The organism is Nocardioides sp. GCM10028917 (assembly GCF_042666175.1).
Lineage (GTDB): Bacteria > Actinomycetota > Actinomycetes > Propionibacteriales > Nocardioidaceae > Nocardioides.
The window spans coordinates 18,898-34,161 of record NZ_JBHTFL010000010.1; the positions used below are offsets into that span (position 1 = coordinate 18,898).

Sequence of the window (15,264 nt, forward strand, 5' to 3'; positions counted from 1 at the left end):
CAATCCAACAGGCCCCGATTGGACCGGAATTGACGTACGATCCGATGCATAGCCGATGCAAAGGTAGGACGTCCAACTATGCCCTCGAAGACTTCCAGGCGCCGGTTCGGCCAGGTCACGAAGTTACGGTCGGGCCGCTGGCAGGCCCGCTTCACCGTGCCGCTGGGCCACCCGTCCGGCCGTGGCGGGACGCTTGTAACGGCACCCCATACGTTCGAGGCGAACACCTACGGCCGGGAGGCGGCCGGCGACTGGCTCCGGGCCGAGGAGCTGCGGCTGAACGCGGAGGGCGCGTCGTGGCGCACCCTGGTCGAGCACGCGGAGGAGGAACGGGTCCGCGCAGCGGCCGAGACCGTTCCGACGTTCGCCGACTATGCCTCCATCTGGCTGCGGGCCCGCAAGGTGAAGGGGCAGCCTTTGCAGGAGTCCACCAAGCGGGGCTACCTGATCTGGCTGGGCAAGTACCTCCTGCCGACGTTCGGTGAGATGCCGCTGAACATGATCACCGCGGCCGACGTCGTGCGGTGGTACGAAGGACTCCCCCACGAGAAGGGGAAGACCGTGCGTGAGTGCTATGCGCTTGCGAAGGCGATAATGAAATCTGCGACTGCTGCGGACGGGGTGCTTCCCGGCGCAGTCAACCCGTTCGCCATCGACGGCGCCGGCACCATCGGCAAACGATCGGACAAGCGAACCGAGGTAATCGAAGAGGCCGACCTGGGTGTCATCCTCGACACGATCCGCCCTGAGTGGCGGGCGATGATCGCTCTGGCCCTGGGGTGTGGGCTTCGGTTCGGGGAGATTGTGGCGCTCCGACGCTCCGATGTCGACCTGCGCGCGAAGCCACCCGTGGTGCGTGTGCGACGGGCGATCGGCACAGGGCCAGGCGGCAATCGATACGAGAAGGGACCGAAGTCGCGGGCCGGCGTCCGAGACCAGCGTGTCCCGGCGAGCGTTGGCACGGTCCTGGCGGAGCATCTCCGGACCTACCTCACCGGCCGTGACGGGCTGCTCTTCCCCGGGCCGTACGGCGAATGGCTGCAACCTACGCGATTCCGCGACGCGGTTGGCGGATGGTGCGACGTGCGCGAGGCGATTGGCCGGCCGATCAACTTCCACGATCTCCGAGCGACCGGTGCCACCCGATTGGCGCAGAGCGGCGCACACGTCGCCGAGGTGCAGGCATTCCTGGGTGACTCGTCGTCCCAGGCCGCCGAGAGGTACGTCCGGGCGACGCAGAGCCGGATGGACGACCTGACGACGGCCGCCTTCGCCGGCTTGGATTTCGGGACGACTAGGCTTGTTTCTTCATAACCTTCGGAGAGCGAAGTCCCGGAGGGCGCGTCCGCCTCAGCCGTCGTCGTGGCTGACGTCCTAGCCATCACCTCGACCCACCACTGACACGCCCCGCGGAGACGGCGTTCCCCGGCGCACCGGATGGTGCACAGGCGCCCGGCACGCCGGGTCACTAGGGCGCGGCGGGCCGCGCGATGTGGCGAAGCGCTCCAGGTGGAACAGACACTGACGCAGCGGTGCGAGACCCTCCGTGGTCAACGGGGCGGAGGCGCCATTGCCGGAATCCAAGCGACGGTGATGAACGCGCCGACGAACTCCACGCGGGTTCAAGAGAAGCGGCGTGTCGATGTCCGCGCCGCAGTCGCGCCGCAGTCCTCCGAACGAGAGACGCTGCTGGGCCGGGCATGAGCCCGACCCAGCAGCGCAGATCATCGGTTGACCACGCAGGTGATCGTCACGGACTGGAGACGGTCCCTCCGTTCGCGACCGTCAGCGCTGAGGTCTCGTGGCATGAGCCCGGGATGTCTTCTTGGGCCGCGTTGGTGCTGTCGTAGGCGACCTTCCAGGAGAAGCTGCCCGAGGCGGTGACGGCGGTGGTGTTCGACGTCTCCACCGTCACTCCCGTGGCTGGCCCGTCGACGGTTCGGTCGAACGGGCCGTACACCACGGCGCCGGTGCAGTCACTGTTGTCGTAGAGCGTGAACGTGACCTTCCCGGCCAGGCTGCCGCTGCCCGCAGGTGCGGTGATGGTTGCCGAGTCGTTCGGCACCCACGTCTGTTCGGTCGACATCGACGACTTCACGGTCGTGACGACGACGTCCTCGTTCGCGTCACCGCACGCCGCGTTGTGCGTCGTGCCGTTGGTGTTCGGGCCGTTGCCGCTGTAGACCGCGACCCAGTGGTACGTGCCGGCCGCGGTCGGCGTGAACTGCGGGTTCGGTGTGTTGTACGTGCCGTTGCCGCTCACCGGCACCGCCGCCGACGTGTAGGCCACGGTGGTGCAGTTGTCGGGGCCGTAGAGCTTGAAGGTGATGGTGCCGCCAGCAGCCGCACCTCCCGTGCCTGTCAGGTTGATGATCGGGTTGGCCGGCTGGGTTGCCGTACCGCCCAGGTTGGCGGAGTCGGACACCGTGCCTCCGAGGTTGGTGCCAGGGCCCGCCGTGGTCGCCAGGTCCGGGGTGACCGGGTTGACCGTGAAGCACTCGGTTGCGCTCGAGTCGCTCGAGACGGGGATGCCGTTGGCAGCGTCACCGCTGAACGTGGCACGCCAGCAGTAGCGACCAGCGGACGTGACGTACGCCGTCGGGGAGTTGACGGTGACCGGGTACGCCGTCCCGGTCAGGTTCGTCGAACCGACCGAGGTGCCTCCCGTGGCGCACAGCGCCGGCGCGTCTAGCTTGCACAGCGAGAAGGCGACCGAGCCCGCTGGAGTGGAGGTCCCGCCCGTCAGGCTCACCACGGCCTGGTCCCGTACTGCCACGACACCGGTTCCGATGGAGAGCCCACCGGCCGGAATGGCATTGCCGGCGGCGGTCTGCGGTGTGGTCACCGTCGACGAAGCGCAGTTGGTGATGGGTGGGGCGTTCTTGAGGATGGTGTCCTTGTAGTCGGCGGTGTCGGAGTTGCCGGTCACGGTGCTGGGGATGGTGTTGGCGAACGTCCGGCACGCCGTGGAGCCGCCGAAGATGGTCGCGGTCAGGTCGACCGCGGCCTCGCCGCGGAACCCGTCGGCGCTGTAGGCCGCCTGGGACACGGCGGCGTTGAGCAGCGTCGGCGCACTCAGCGTCAGGTTGGGCGCGGTGCCGCTCCAGGTGCGAAGGTAGAGGTCCTTGCTGCCGCCCTGCTGGTCCCACAGGATGAGGAAGTCGCCGGCCTTGCGGTTGGCCCACGGGTTGCAGTTGGCGATCAGCTGGGCGTCGGTGGCCGTGTCGTAGGCACAACCGGCGGGTGCGGGGTTCTGCATGAACTCGTAGGCGATGAAGCCGCTGCCGCTGTTGGCGTCTCGCTCCCAGGCGAAGTAGAGCCAGTCGTGCTGGGTCGTGGTGTCCCGCTCGGTGTCGAGCCAGGCTCGACGGAGGTCGACCTGCCCGTTGGGGTTGGTGGTGTCGAGCGTTGGGAGGGCGTCGTTGTGGATCACGCCGATCTTCGTGGTGTTCGAGTTGACCGGTCCGAGCTCCTTCACGTTGCCGGACAGGTCCGCAAGCTCGGTGGTCCCGGCGTCAGGGACGACACCCTCGATGTTGTAGGGGCCGTCAGCCGCATACGCGGCGAGTGGTACCACGACGGCCGCTGCGACGGCCAGGGCGGCTGCGGCTCTGGCGGTCCGACGCCGTGTCCGGCTGGTGGTTCGTCGCGCGAAAGCCCGTGTGAGGGCATGGTTGAGATGAGGCATGGACGTTTCCTTCCGTACGGATGCTCCCGGCCCGGAATTCGCGTCGAGAGGGGCATCGCGTCGGCCGCGCACCGATCCACACCATGACAATTCAGAGTGCCGCGGAAGGAGCCCGCGAGGGGGGATCACTACAAGGTCGTCGTTGAACCTCCTTGCGACGCTAGCGAGCCGACCGGGGCGCGCCATCATCAATATGGTGTACGCCCACTCACCCCTACGGGCGGGGCAGTCGGAAGCTCGTTCGCGTAGAGGTGTCGCCGTCCGAGAGTGCATCTTCCGGCCGCGGTCTCGAGCGCTAACGGCCAGTACGAGACAGGCGGGCGCAGTCCAGAGCGGTCTGTCCAAGGGTTTTGGCGCGGCCGTCGCGGTGGCGCACCCGTTCCTTGTCGCGCGCGGAGGACCCGCTGCCAGAGATCCCTGCAGTGTCTGCAGGATGGCGGTCACACGGATGCTCCGGGGCCGTTCGAACTTCGACTAGTGACCGGACTGGAGGCCAGGGATGCGCACACCCGATCGCGCACCTATGCCTGTGCCAAGGCACTAACACGGGTATCCACGCACTTGCCTAGGCGTGTTCTCTCATGACGTTGTCGACACGAGCAACACACTCATCGCGGTCATGTGTGGCCAGGTTTGCCAGGACGGGCGCAGGGGCGCTTCAGAGCTCGTGCTCCTTGATCTTGACGATCATCCGTGCGAGTTCCTCGAGTGGGAGACCGGCTCGTGCGGCGGAGTCCTTCAGCTGTTCTCTGGCGCGGTCCAGAGGGATCTGGTGGTAGGCCGCGAGGATTCCCGTCGCCTCGTCGATCGTTGCATCGTTCCGGAGCTTGGCGGGCGCCTGCTCGGCGAGCAGTCGGGTGGAGAAGGAGAGGTCTGCGTTGGTCACTGCGCCGGGCGCCCAGGCCCGGAAGATGACGGCGAGGGCCGCGCGCTTGCCGTCGAAGGCGGTCTCGGTGCGGCCGTACAGGTTGACCGTGCCGCTCACCTCGTCGCCGTCCATGATTGGGAAGGTCAGGGTGCTGCGCACGCCCGCTGCGGCGCTCGCCTGGGCGAAGGCGCGCCAGCGGGGTTCGTTGAACAGGTCCTCGGACGTCGTTACCAACCCTTGGCCGTCGTCCACCACCTCGACGCACGGCCCGCTGGTCGCGTACTGGACGCAGTCAAGGGCGGCCATCTCGTCGTCTCTTGCCACCATGGTGAAGGTGATGCCGTGCTCGAGTGAGGCGACGCTGATCCCGGCGAGGTCCGGCGCGATCCGCTGCGCCAGCGCTGCCTTCTGCTTCAGCTCGTCGAACAGCGTGCGGTCCGTTACCCCGATGTCAGCGGGTGGATGCGGGCAGGATTGGGAATGACCTCGAGCAGCTCTTGCCTGTGCGTGAACGCGCGCCCGGGAGTACGGCAGGCGTCCGGTAGGGATGACGGCCGACCGTCTCGCTGGCTCACGGTCGAAGGTGGCTAGGACCCTGAGCTGCGGCGATGGATGAGCACGAAGCCGAAGCGGTGCATCGCGCTCATCTCCCCCGGACCGAGACATCCGCTCATGCCGCGATGAACCTCGAATCGAGGCAGAACCGGATGTCTCGGCAGCAAGCGCGCCGGTGCTCCTAGGCTTGGCGAGTGACTGGTGACCCGACCGCTTCACCGAGTGTGCCGGTTGCTGCGACGGGTAGGCGCTCGAGCCCTCTCGCGTTCGCCGCCGGGGCCGCCGTAGGACTGCTTGGCGGCATGATCGGGCTTGGCGGGGCTGAGTTCCGGCTTCCGATGCTGATCGGGCTGTTCGGCTTCGTCGCGTTGCAGGCCGTCATCTTGAACAAGGCCTTGAGCCTCGTGGTGGTAGCGACCGCCCTTCCGGCTCGTTTGTTCGCGGTCCCAATCGAAGATGTCACCAGCCACTGGGGCGTCATCGTGAACTTGCTGGCTGGCAGCCTGGCGGGCGCATGGCTGGGCGCTACGTGGGCGACGCGGATGCGCTCGCGGACCCTGTACCGCGTGCTTGCGGTTCTACTGGTTTTGATCGCGGCGACACTTTTGGTGACTCACCTTGGCACCGTCCAACCGTCCGGCATCGACGGACCTTGGCAAGTCGCGGCGGGTGTCGCCGCCGGGGTAGCAATCGGTGTCGTCGCGGCCTTGATGGGGGTGGCGGGAGGTGAACTCCTTATCCCGACCATCGTTTTGCTCTACGCCATCGACATCAAGGTGGCCGGATCTCTGTCGCTCGCCGTGTCGCTTCCCACGATGCTCGTCGCGTTCGCCAGGTACAGCCGTGATCAGTCGTTCACGGTCCTTGCCAAGAACCGGACGTTCCTGATCGCCATGGCCGCAGGGTCTGTCGCAGGCACGGTTCTCGGTGGGCTCCTGCTCGACGTCGTGCCCAGCGCCGTCCTCATCCCACTGCTGGCCGCACTGCTGGTGTTGTCCTCGTTCAAGGTGTGGCGGCACGACTGAGGCGCGTGCCTGTGTGCGGGTGGAACTCGAACGTGCGCCCATCGGTGCGGGTTCAGGCGGTCATCGCAACACCTCGGCTAGTGCTTGTGATGGTGTCTTGAAGCCGAGGGTCTGTCGAGGGCGTTCGTTGAGCTCTTGAGCGATGGCATTGAAGTCGTCCTGGGTCAGGGTGCGGAAGTCGAGGCGGCGGGGCAGGTACTGACGCAGAAGTCCGTTGGTGTTCTCATTGCTGCCACGCTGCCAAAGCGACTTCGGATCGCAGAAGTAGACCTGCACGCCGGTGGCGACGGTGAAGCGCTGGTGCTGGGCCATCTCGTGGCCTAGATCCCACGTCAGGGACTTCGTCAGCTGCTGCGGCAGCGTCGTGATCGCGGCGGCCAGCGCATCGGCGACCGCGTCAGCCTTGTGATTGCCACCCGGTAGCGCGACCAGCATCAGGAACCGGGTCGAGCGCTCCACCAGCGTGGCAACGGGGCTCATCCCCTTGCCGAACACCAGGTCGCCTTCCCAGTGGCCGGGCACCGCCCGGTCCTCAACCTCGGCCGGTCGCTCGGAGATGTGCAGCGTGTTGGGCCGGCCGCCGCGACCGTCGGGCAACCGGACTCCCTTGGGGCGCCGGATCACCCGCCCGGTGCGCAGGTGAGCGGTCAGTTCTTTGCGCAGCGCGCCGCGGGACTGGACGAACAGGGTGCGGTAGATGCTCTCGTGGGACACGTGCATCTCCGGGTCGTCGGGGTAGGTGGACGTGAGCCAGCCTGCGATCTGCTGGGGTGACCATCGTCGCTGAAGCTTCTCGGTCACGATGCCAGCCAGCACCGGGTTCATAGCCAGCTTGCACGCCTTGGGACGGGTCGTACGCGACCACGCCTCACGATCGGCTCTGGCTGCTCGGTATCGCCTGGGCCCGCCGTTGGTGTTGATCTCTCGGCTAACCGTCGAGGGCGCTCGACCCAATCGAGTCGCGATGGCTCGGATCGACTCCTTGGCCGCCAAGCCCCGAGAGATCTCCTCGCGCTTCGCCATCGACAGGCGACGACCTGATCGACGCCGGGGATCGGGTCTGACCCCGCCACAGCGCACCAGGTAGGTACGCACCGTGCTCGGTGAGAGACCTAGTTGCCGAGCCGTTGGCTTCGCTGCCTGCCCCTCACGCAGCCTCGCCCACAGTGCGTCGATCGTCTCTGGCGTCAGCTTCTCGTAGTCACCGTGTCCCACCGCAACCTCCTCGAGTCAAGGAAGTGTTGCGTTGACCCCTTGAGAGCGCCGGCATGGGAGTGCGTTCGGGCATGACGTATGGCCGTCGTCAGTCGGTCCATCTGGCCAGCCGCGGGCATTCCGCTGGCAGAAGGTTCCTCTGCGCTCTGACCGCCCGGAGGTGTCCCCACCCTTGCCTCACAGGACCAGCGAGGCGGTCCCGGTGGTCGGAGGGAGGTGACCACCGGGACCTTGCGCCCTCACAAGGGAGATTGCTCGGACAACAAGCGGGCGGTACCCCGAGCCGCCTCGGGACATGTGATGGTGGCCGATGAGGCCATGACCGCCAGAGCATCCCTACGGGGGCAGACGGTCGGACATGCGGCTGCGACACTGCGACAACAGAGCCCAGTGCACATTCCGCGGGAGGGATTTAGCGCTGGGCTCTGCTGGGCTCTGGGCGCTAGTGGTCCCGAAGGCGCTCCCCCGCCACGGACCTAGCGCCTAGCCCGGCGGACTGCAGGGTGTGATGGACCCTCTGCTGTCCTCAGTGCGACTCGAGGGACCCCAGGGGGCTCGCCACTCCTTGAGACGAGCACGTGTGCCGCCCCTCCTATCTGCGATCCAGGGCCACATGCTGCGAATGCATGTGCAGCCTGTCTGCCGGGTACTCGCGCCTGTGCACCACCTGGTGCAAGGGGCTCAAGACCATGGGCACACCATCTTTGCGAGTTCAACAGGAGAACAACCAATGTCGACCACCAACGCCGACACTCGGCACTCGACCGTCCGACGCGTCAGCACCGAGACCAAGTCGTCGTACAAGACGACCGAGCTCATCGCCTACGTCGTCGTCGCCATCGCCGTGCTCGTCGCGTCCGCCGTCACCGACACCAATGACTTCGGCACTCAGGAGGCGTGGTTCTACGTCACCCTGCTCACCATCGGCTACATGATCAGCCGTGGCCTCGCCAAGTCCGGCAGCCGCGACTTCTACGACGACGACACCGCCGACACCGCCGCTCGCCGGTGACCCCGCTCTACCTGCGCTCAATCGGCCAGGTGCTGGGCATGTTCAGTGCCACCGCGGCACACGCCGCCGTCTCGTTGCTCCCAATTCGGCACCGGACGTAGCGCCTCACTACGGATATCCGTCCGACTCGCACGGGAGTCGGGCGGATACATCCGTTCCGGGCACATGTGAAACGGCCAGCGTTCGCATCTAAGCATGTGCATGCACTCGGATCGCGGCAACTCCCGATGAAGCACGCGCGGCCCGACGGGCTGCGGTTCAAGCTAGACACAGCAGTGCCTCGGTCACACCAGACCCACACGAAGTGTTTGTGACGATGTCGATCGACGAATCGCGCAGCAGTCGTGTCAGCTCAAGGCAGCACGACGAACTCTGCTAGGAACGCCCGGGCGGACTCGGTGTCGAGGCGGTAGACCACGTTGGTGGAGCGACACACGGCGTCGCCCGTGATCGTGATCGCGGCGATGATGTCGGTCGTGCCGAGGAAGTTCGGGCCGCCGGAGTCGCCGTAGCAGGTGCCACCGTTACCGGTGCTGGCGTTCATCGAAATGCGGAGCCACGTCTTGTTGATCGCGTTCAGCTCCCCAGTGGCCACCATCCGCCGGTCGTCGTACAGGTAGCGATGTCCGCCAGGCTCGTTGGTGACCTCGTAGGCCCCGTACCCCACCGAAGTGAAGCGTTGAGCCAAGGACAGATCCGAGAGGGAGTCAGCCTCGGGCAACCGCGCCGGTGTGATGCCCTTGACGGCCTTGTCGAAGACGACGACCGCGATGTCATGGCTGTCGCTCGAACTGCCCGGATAGAGCGGGTCCGCCTCGAAGGTGCCGTAGTAGACCTTGTCGCCGTCCTCGTAGTCGGGGTCGAACGTCACGCCGACACGCTCGCCGTCGGTGCCGCAGTGCGCGGCGGTGAGGAAGACCGTCGGTGAGATCAGCGTGCCCGAACAGTAGAGCCACGTCCCATCGGAGTATTGCGTCGGGGACACCAGGCCGCCCACCGATGGATGTCCGATGCCGTCGAGCGTGCCATTGGTGATCGCCGTCGCCGGCGAGCCGGCGAGGAGCAGGCCGAAGAGCATGAGCAGGGTAAGGAACGGACGGCGCATCTCAACTCCAGGTAAGAAGGGGGGACTCCCACATTCAGCCCTGACCTGCGTCGCGTCAAGGGATCCGACGGCCGCTCGGGAGGGACGCGGGACAGCCAGACCAGGCGCCCTCAGCACCGACGCATTGATCGGATCTCGGCAGATCCGGGCGAGCGTAGCCGCCCTCAACGCGGCAGACATCCCAGGTTCTGCGGGTGTCAAGCGGCATTGCTGAGGTGGTGGTTCCAGGCAGTGTGTTCGTCGTAGGGGGTGTGGGTCTTGAGGCAGCCGTGGAGGATCCCGACGAGTCGGTTGGCGAGCTGGCGTAGTGCGGCTTGGTGGCCGACGTTCTTAGCGCGGAGCTGCTTGTAGTACGCCCTGGCGCCGGGTGATCCGCGCAGCGAGCAGAACGCCCATTGCTGCACGGCGTCGCCGAGTCGGCGGTTTCGGGCGTAGCGGGCCAGGACGATCTTCTTCTTGCCCGAGGCTCGGGTGATTGGTGAGGTGCCGGCGTAGTTCTTGCGGGCCTTGGCGTCGGTGTAGCGGTGCGGGTCGTCGCCGAACTCGCCGAGGACCCGGGCGGCGAGGACCACACCGAGGCCGGGTTGGCTGGTGTAGATCTCAGCGTCCGGGTGTCGACCAAAATGCGCGTCCACCACCGCCGCCATCTGCTCGACCTGGGTGTTGAGCGTCGCGATGATGGCGGCCTGGCTGGCCACGACCGCCGCGTAGGCCGCCTCGACCGGTGCTGAGCGGCGCAGCTGCTCGGCACCGAAGACCCGGAGCAGCTCGGTGGCCCTGGCCTCGACGTTGCGTCGATGAGCTCTCTTCAGCGCAGGGATGATCCGGCGGCGGTTCAGCCGGCCCGCCCGGCCGGGATCGGGCGCGGCCGCCAGCAGCTCGAGCGCGTCGGGGGCATCGAGATCGTCGAACGCCTCCAGCGCGGCGGGGAAGAAGTCCCGCAACGCCGCCCGCAGCCGCAGGACGTGGCGGCTGCGTTCCCAGATCAGGCTCTGGTGGGTGCGCGCGACGAGCTTGATCGCCTCGGCTTCCTGGGAATCGCCGGCCAGCGGCCGGTGATGGGCCCGGTCGACGCGGACGATCTCGGCCAGCACGTGCGCGTCGCCGGCATCGGACTTCGCGCCCGAGGTGGAGTGGCGCTCGCGGTACCGGGCCACCGACAGCGGGTTGATCGCGAAGACCTCGTATCCCGCCGCGACCAGGGCCGCCACCCAGGGTCCTCGGTCGGTCTCGATGCCGACCTTGACCAGCGACTGCACCTGTTCGGGTTCCAGCTCGATCCAGTCTTCGGGCAGGTGATCGGCGATCAGCGCATGCAGCCCGGCGATGCCCCCGATCCCCTCGGGCAACCGTCTACGCGCCAACACCTGTCCTTCGTCGTCGACCAGCTCGACGTCGTGGTGATCCTCGGCCCAGTCATCTCCGATGAAGAGCATCGCCTCGCCTTCCTACTCGCCTCACCAATGGTCAGCAGCGCGGAGGAGGACAGCCAGCGATCTAATGGTCCAAGTGCTCACCATCGGCGACGGGGCACGACATCCCAGCAGCGGTTTCGCCTCCTCACGACCAACGGGCGCACGGTCTGCCGCGAGACCTGCAAAGCGATCAGATTCGGAGAGTGCTGACCCGCCGGCCGCTACCGGAACCAGCCTGCCGAAACAGACCGGCAGAAGCCATTAGATCCGGACGTCTGCGTATGCCGAGCACCCGTCCTCATCGGCCGCCATACTCATGAACGTGAAGTCCTTGGCCGCGCTGACAGCGGTGACGCTGTTGGTGGCTGGATGCGCCGATTCATCCAACGCCCCCGCACGTACCGACCCGTGCGACTTCCGCAACGTCACCGCTGAGGTGGTGAGCGAGTCGGAAATCGCCTCGGTGCCCGAAGCGGAAGCAAACCTGGTGCTGGATCTGAGTAGCACCACTCGCGAGCCCACTCGCGTCACGGTCCACTTCGACCGCGACGTAGCGCTTGACGTGCGTACACCTGCTGTCGCCGACGAGTGCAGCCATTCGCCGGTCTACTCACACGCGTTCCGGCTCCCGGGCGAATCGGTAGGGCTCACCGTCAACACGGATCAGGGTCGCCCGCGCAGCGTCACAGTGCCGCTTGACGAGGCAACCCACTGGGTCGCCGTCCAGCCTCAAGACGGCTTCCCCATTGGACTCGACGTCTTCGATCAAGAGCCTGCATGGGGTTAGCGCCATGCCGACGAACGGCACCATCCGGTCATCGGCATGTGCGGATGTCGCCACAGCCGATCCGCCGTCGACATGCCCCGCCTGACTGTGGCCCGACGGACCTAGATTCTCGCCACGGGGATCTGCCGAGGGGCGGCCACCAAGTCCTCGAGCTTGACCCGGATGGCCCGCTTGCCACAGCGATATCCGGGGAGGGTGCCGGATGAGATCCACCGCCGGATCGTCTTGACCGAGACCGACATGCAGTCGGCTGCTTCCTCGAGGCTGAGGTAGACGGGAATGGCGCGTCGCTCAGTCATCGGAACGCACCCCCTCCCGGCTGACGGTGGCCGAGGCGAGGAACCGTCGCGCTTCGGCGACGGTGATGTAGAGCCGGCCGACGCCCTGGAACCGGGTCCAGCGTGGGCCGACGCCACGCTGGCGCCAGTCGCGGACGGTGCGCTGCGGTGTTCGAATGAGGTCGCAGAACTCCTCGAACAGGAGCAGGTTGTTGTCGTCCCACTCGTTCGGGATGCCGATCGGTGTCACCATCACGTCTCCTCTCGTCGTGGCCGCCGACGGATTCGGCAACCCATCTGGAGAAGCAACCTCGCGCCCAGCGGTTCGGACGCCTGTGACCGTTCCCGTCAAGACCGGAGCCTCTCCTGGTCACCTATGCCGTGCAGGTCCTTCCGGGCGATCACTCGACGCCAGGGAGTCGGTCAGCGGCCGATCCCGCGCGGCGTCGGCGGGGAGGTCGGGACCGGCTGAGGGACCGGCCGACGCTCAGCGCCCTCCCGCAACGCCGCAGCCTGCATTGCGGCGGCCGGCGACCGCCGCGACGGCGCGTTCGGTCCGTACCGGTCGATGTCGTCCGCCGCCCGCTGGGCGGCGTGTCGTGGCCCGAGGTCGGCACGGTCACGGCTGAAGACGTCGACCCATTGGCGGCGAGCGTCGTCGACGGACTCGGCGACGAGGTGGGCAGTGTTGTGGTGACGGCCTCGGGTCATGCCGACGTACGCGGAGGCGGCGCCGGTCGTCTCCCCGAGCACGAAGTGGGCCGAGCCGACGGTCTCGCCCTGGGCTCCGTAGGCGGTGGTCGTGAAGGCAAGCTCAACGTGCTCGCGGACGTAGTCGGCGGGAAGGACACGTTGGCCGGCGCGGCCGATAACGAGCAGGCTGCCGTCCTCGCCGGTCCCGGCCACCGTCCAGATGTCACGATTGGCGACCCCCAGATCGCGGTCGTTGCGTCGCGTGGCGACCCGGTCACCGAGACCGATCCGCTCACCACGACGCGTGACGGGTTCATCAGACCGCTCATCCGACCGCTCACCAGTATGCTCACCAAGAGGTACGCCGGCACCGTTACGGCGGTCGCGGATGGCTGCGTTGAGCGCACCGACCTGGTCGCGGGTGTCGGCGATGATCAGCTGGTCACCGTCATCAGCCCCGTCACGGGCACAGTTGACGCTGATGGCGGCCAGAGCTGCGGTGCGTTCGACCTCGCTGGCATGCAGGACGACCTGCCCGCGCTCGAGGAGGGCGTCGAAGACCTCACCAGCCTGCTCACCAGTGCGCATGGACAGGCTGAGGTCGGCGTACGCGGGATCGCTGAACCGGTGGACCGACTCGAGCTCGTGGTGGGCCGCGGGTCGCACCCAGCGTGCGGCAAGGTCCAGGACGCCGCCTCGACCGACCGCCGGCAACTGGTGGCGGTCGCCGAGGAGTGCGACGGTGGCGTGCGCTCGGTCGGCGATCGCGAACAGCGCGCGGGCGGTGTCCTGATCGAGCATGCCGGCCTCGTCGACGAGCAGGACGTCGCCCGGAAGCAGACGCGCGCGGGCCTCAGGTGCCGCGTACGGTCCAGGGTCAGTGTCGGACCAGTGGCCGTCCTCGTCCCAGCGGTAACCGTGTTGGCGGACCAACCAGGCGGCGGAGAACGCGTCGGCGCCGACCTCCTGCCGCGCAGCGTGGGCGGCCTTGAGTGTGGGGGTGACGACCACGAGCCGGCGCTCCGATGCGTCGAGTACGGCGCGTGCCGCGGCCAGGGTCGCGGTCTTGCCCGTTCCGGCGGCGCCCTCGATCACGAGCAGACCAGCGCCGCCGGCCAGCGCCGCGACGACTCGTTGCTGCGCTGGGTCGAGGTGCCGGCTGCCGCGGAGCCGGCCCGCAGTCGTCACAGGTTGCGAAGCGCGCGCGGCGAGGGTCTTGACCAGGTCGGCTTCGACGGCGAGCACGTGGTCGGACGTCAGGCTGCGGACGTGCTCAGGGACGTCCCCTCGGTCCAGCAACGGCACGCACCGTGTCCGGGCACGCTCGGCGATGTCTTCGACCAGCTCGTGACGGACGGGGCGTTCGGCGACCACGCCGACGGCGGCGATCAGGCGTTCGACCTCGCCACGGATGTCGGCGGTGTTCCACGCCGAACGCCTGGCGCCGAGCCGGGCAAGCACGAGGTCGGCGGCCACGTCGCGGTTCAGCCGGCCGATCTGAAGACCCGGCTCGGTCGCCGGATTGGTCGGAGACGTGATCGGTGGGGTGAAGCCGAGGTCGCGTAGTTCGTTGTTCCATGCCACGACGAGGTCGGCGCCGCTGCGAGGCACGACCTTGTCGGGCCGCGCGTCGGCCCACGCGCGTCTGTCCCAGGTACGCCGCAGTCGCGGTCCCGGCTCCTGGCCGGGGTGCTCGGCTCGCCATGCGGCTTCGTACCGGTCGACGTTGCGGTTGATCTGTGCAGCGCGCTGGCTGAACCCGCCGGCGTACGGCGCGAGCTGCTCGATCTCGCCGTCGTCGTCGAGCGTGTAGCCACGGGCAGCGAGAGCGGCCCGGAACTCGGGATCGCACATCACGGCCGCGTGCCCGAACCCGTTGAGCGCCTCGATGCTGTCGACAACCCCGACCGAGTGCAGCCCTCGCCACGCCCCACGCGCGAAGACGCGGGCGTTGATCTGCACGTGAAGATGGCGGTGAGGGTCCCCGGCCCGGGAGGTGTAGTGACGCACGACGGCCGCCTCGAGCTCCTCCACCGGGACCTGCACCTGCCGACCACGGGGACCGACGCGGGTGGTGGCGTGCTCGGCCACCCACCCGATCACCTCACCAGCCGCCCGATCCATCGCCGCGTCGTACGCCGTCGCGACATCGGGGTGGAGCGCGGCGGCGAGCGACCAGGACTTCGGCCCATTGACAACGACCTCGACGAACCGCAACGCATGTGCGTCGTCACGCAGTCGACCCTTCGGCGTCCCAGTCTCGACGTTGTAGCCGGCGACCCACCGCTCGTAGGCGTCCCCATCCATCGTCCCCCCGTGCTGAACTGCGGAAACACCGCGTCCCCCCACCTCCGGGAGAGTCGTGGCGACGTAGCGCTCGGCCACCCCGGTGCCCTCGGCGAGGTAGTAGTCGTCGACCCGTGAGCGGTCCGTCTCCACGTACGAGCGCGCGGCGGACGCTGCGCCGCGGTAGAACTTCACCCCACCATGCAGCGGTCTCGTCACCGCCCGTCAGCACTCGTCATCTAGCCTTGAAATGACGCTCGGCCCGCCCCGAGGGGCGGACCGATCTACGGACCTTCGTAGCATGCGTGCCGCTCAGTATTGAAGCGTTCCTGCGGCT

General features: G+C 67.6%; 12 protein-coding genes. 4 read left to right on the top strand and 8 right to left on the bottom strand.

Translation table 11 applies throughout. The annotated features are described in order from the left end of the window. Window positions 1–78 precede the first annotated feature (78 nt). Complete coding sequence (locus tag ACFQW6_RS19640) at window positions 79–1,314, top strand: tyrosine-type recombinase/integrase (RefSeq protein WP_378549489.1); 1,236 nt, start codon at window positions 79–81, stop codon at window positions 1,312–1,314. A gap of 436 nt (window positions 1,315–1,750) precedes the next feature. On the opposite strand, the gene ACFQW6_RS19645 is transcribed toward ACFQW6_RS19640, so the two are convergent. Further along, on the bottom strand, window positions 1,751–3,577 hold the full coding sequence (locus ACFQW6_RS19645; protein WP_378549491.1) for a hypothetical protein: 1,827 nt from the start codon (window positions 3,575–3,577) through the stop codon (window positions 1,751–1,753). A gap of 769 nt (window positions 3,578–4,346) precedes the next feature. Further along, on the bottom strand, window positions 4,347–5,222 hold the full coding sequence (locus ACFQW6_RS19650) for a GAF and ANTAR domain-containing protein (RefSeq protein ID WP_378549579.1): 876 nt from the start codon (window positions 5,220–5,222) through the stop codon (window positions 4,347–4,349). 113 nt (window positions 5,223–5,335) lie between these two features. Between ACFQW6_RS19650 and ACFQW6_RS19655 the strand changes: the two genes are divergently transcribed. Further along, window positions 5,336–6,136, top strand: coding sequence for a TSUP family transporter (locus tag ACFQW6_RS19655; RefSeq protein ID WP_378549582.1), 801 nt, complete (start codon window positions 5,336–5,338; stop codon window positions 6,134–6,136). 60 nt (window positions 6,137–6,196) lie between these two features. Here ACFQW6_RS19655 and ACFQW6_RS19660 read toward each other — a convergent pair whose 3' ends face one another. Continuing rightward, window positions 6,197–7,351 (bottom strand): IS30 family transposase, encoded by a 1,155-nt coding sequence (locus ACFQW6_RS19660; protein ID WP_378549494.1) that lies wholly within the window; start codon window positions 7,349–7,351, stop codon window positions 6,197–6,199. Between the two features lie 730 nt (window positions 7,352–8,081). Here ACFQW6_RS19660 and ACFQW6_RS19665 point away from each other — a divergent pair. After that, window positions 8,082–8,363 carry a hypothetical protein gene (locus tag ACFQW6_RS19665; protein ID WP_378549497.1) on the top strand — a complete coding sequence of 94 codons (282 nt, stop codon included), beginning with the start codon at window positions 8,082–8,084 and terminating at the stop codon, window positions 8,361–8,363. A gap of 352 nt (window positions 8,364–8,715) precedes the next feature. On the opposite strand, the gene ACFQW6_RS19670 is transcribed toward ACFQW6_RS19665, so the two are convergent. Together ACFQW6_RS19670 and ACFQW6_RS19675 are read right to left on the bottom strand one after the other, a co-directional pair. After that, window positions 8,716–9,468, bottom strand: a complete 753-nt coding sequence (locus tag ACFQW6_RS19670; protein ID WP_378549500.1) for a trypsin-like serine protease — start codon at window positions 9,466–9,468, stop codon at window positions 8,716–8,718. 197 nt (window positions 9,469–9,665) lie between these two features. After that, window positions 9,666–10,904: an IS110 family transposase gene (locus tag ACFQW6_RS19675; protein WP_378549503.1), complete on the bottom strand. Its 1,239-nt coding sequence runs from the start codon at window positions 10,902–10,904 to the stop codon at window positions 9,666–9,668. 301 nt (window positions 10,905–11,205) lie between these two features. Here ACFQW6_RS19675 and ACFQW6_RS19680 point away from each other — a divergent pair, with 301 nt between their 5' ends. After that, window positions 11,206–11,670, top strand: a complete 465-nt coding sequence (locus ACFQW6_RS19680; RefSeq protein WP_378549506.1) for a hypothetical protein — start codon at window positions 11,206–11,208, stop codon at window positions 11,668–11,670. Window positions 11,671–11,771: 101 nt separating this feature from the next. Here the strand turns inward: ACFQW6_RS19680 and ACFQW6_RS19685 are convergent, their stop codons facing one another. The 3 genes from ACFQW6_RS19685 to mobF form a co-directional block, all read right to left on the bottom strand. Next, on the bottom strand, window positions 11,772–11,969 hold the full coding sequence (locus ACFQW6_RS19685; protein ID WP_378549509.1) for a helix-turn-helix domain-containing protein: 198 nt from the start codon (window positions 11,967–11,969) through the stop codon (window positions 11,772–11,774). After that, window positions 11,962–12,201 (bottom strand): hypothetical protein, encoded by a 240-nt coding sequence (locus tag ACFQW6_RS19690; RefSeq protein ID WP_378549511.1) that lies wholly within the window; start codon window positions 12,199–12,201, stop codon window positions 11,962–11,964. The genes ACFQW6_RS19685 and ACFQW6_RS19690 overlap by 8 nt, the downstream gene beginning before the upstream one ends. A 170-nt stretch (window positions 12,202–12,371) precedes the next feature. After that, the gene (mobF, locus tag ACFQW6_RS19695; protein ID WP_378549514.1) at window positions 12,372–15,122 is read right to left on the bottom strand and encodes a MobF family relaxase; all 2,751 of its coding nucleotides are present in this window, start codon (window positions 15,120–15,122) and stop codon (window positions 12,372–12,374) included. Window positions 15,123–15,264 lie beyond the last annotated feature (142 nt).